Source organism: Dialister succinatiphilus YIT 11850 (genome assembly GCF_000242435.1).
GTDB classification, from domain to species: domain Bacteria; phylum Bacillota; class Negativicutes; order Veillonellales; family Dialisteraceae; genus Dialister; species Dialister succinatiphilus.
Genome location: NZ_JH591200.1, coordinates 1 through 1,545, shown reverse-complemented (window position 1 = coordinate 1,545; position 1,545 = coordinate 1). Strand labels below are relative to the sequence as shown.

2 protein-coding genes are annotated in these 1,545 nt (G+C 47.4%); both read left to right on the top strand.

The annotated features are described in order from the left end of the window. Positions 1-426: 426 nt before the first annotated feature. Positions 427-882, top strand: coding sequence for a Fur family transcriptional regulator (locus HMPREF9453_RS10960; protein ID WP_008860634.1), 456 nt, complete (start codon positions 427-429; stop codon positions 880-882). Between the two features lie 451 nt (positions 883-1,333). Beyond that, positions 1,334-1,545: S-layer homology domain-containing protein (locus tag HMPREF9453_RS11315; protein ID WP_415750638.1), on the top strand; the 212-nt coding region annotated here is incomplete at its 3' end.

Genomic DNA, 1,545 nt, shown 5'->3' with positions numbered 1-1,545 from the left:
GAGGGCCACGAAGTGGCGAAGGGGTGGACGGTGGTAATCCTGATTATGATACTCGATGTGGACGTGACCGCCGAAGGCGGCATTATAAAACTCATTGCCCGTAAGGGCAATCCACTACCCTCGGCCCGAAGGGCCGTTGCCCCCCTGAGCGCTAGCGAACACAACCCGCCTCCGACAGGCGGCCACAACCCTCGGGCCAAAGGCCCGTCAACCCTCATGTGCGCATTCTGCATAGAATGCGCAAGTCAGCCGAAGTTGGCCCTTAGCCTGCCCATAAAAGGGCCTTCCTATTGTCGGCTGACCGTTCGCAGGCGTGTCCGAGGGCCCTCATAGAACTTTCCCTTGACTAGATAGAGAAAATCCCATATAATCAAGTAAATAGTATACTATGTACTCAAAGGAATGAAAAATCATAAGGAGAAAAGCATGGCAAGTTTGGAAGATATACTGGTAAAGAAGCATCTGAAAAGGACGAAAGCGCGGATTATGATTTTAAAAGTCCTGGAGAAGAGCCTGCCCCTTACGGCAGGAGAGGTGTATGAACTGGTACGGGGCAAAGACACCCGCCTCAGTCTGTCCACGGTGTATCGCAACTGCGAAGCCCTGGCGGAGAAAGGGCTGCTCTATCGGTCCACCACCATGTCCGACGGCCTCACCCGCTATGAATATGCCCATGACACGCCGGTGTACTATGCCATCTGCCTTTCCTGCCACCGTATTTTTCCGGTGGACGTGGATCTGGAGAAAGGATACCGGCAGCACATGGACGAGGAATACGGCTTTGAAGTGGCGGAGCCGAAGGTGGAAATCTACGGATACTGCCGCGAATGCCGGGCTTCCGGAAAAGCAGAGGAGCATAAGGGGAAAATGGAATTATTATAAGGATAAAGAGAATCTCGGGAGGGCTGCCAAATGACCATCATTTGGGAGTCCTCTTTTTCTTGGGCACCCGCTTTCTCAAAACTTGACAGACTGAAATAGAGAAAACTATTCTCAAAATAGACGGTAGAGAGAAAATCATTCTCAAGATTAAAGAGAAGGTAAAAGGAAAAGAGCCCTCTCTATCGCATCAAAAATGATGAAATATTCCTATTTGAGAATCAGCCTTCTAAAGAACCATTTCTCATTTAATGAGAAAATTATATATTTTATCAAAGATTATAGTATTGTTTTATAATGATATACATAACAGAAATTTGTTAATTTCTAATAAATGTGATATAATGAGAAAGTCCAAAGGAGTCCTGCCTTTTGGACAGGAAAAAGAGAGAAAAAGAAGAGCAGAGGAAACACGGTCACTCGCGCAGACATTCTTTTTCAGGATTTTTCCCCTATGCAGGATCATATCTGTTTATATAAGGAGCGAAGAACTATGAAAAAGATTCTCGCAATCGCAGCTGCTGCTGCACTGACTGCTGGCGTTTCCGCTTTCGCAGCCAATCCATTCTCTGATGTTTCCACTGATGACTGGGCTTACCAGGCAGTATCCGACCTCTCCGACCAGGGCGTTGTAGAAGGCTATCCGGATGGCACCTTCAAAGGTGA

What these genes read in the sequence shown, in the direction of transcription:
- HMPREF9453_RS10960 (WP_008860634.1), top strand. Translation starts at nt 427, where the DNA reads ATGGCAAGTTTGGAAGATATACTGGTAAAGAAGCATCTGAAAAGGACG.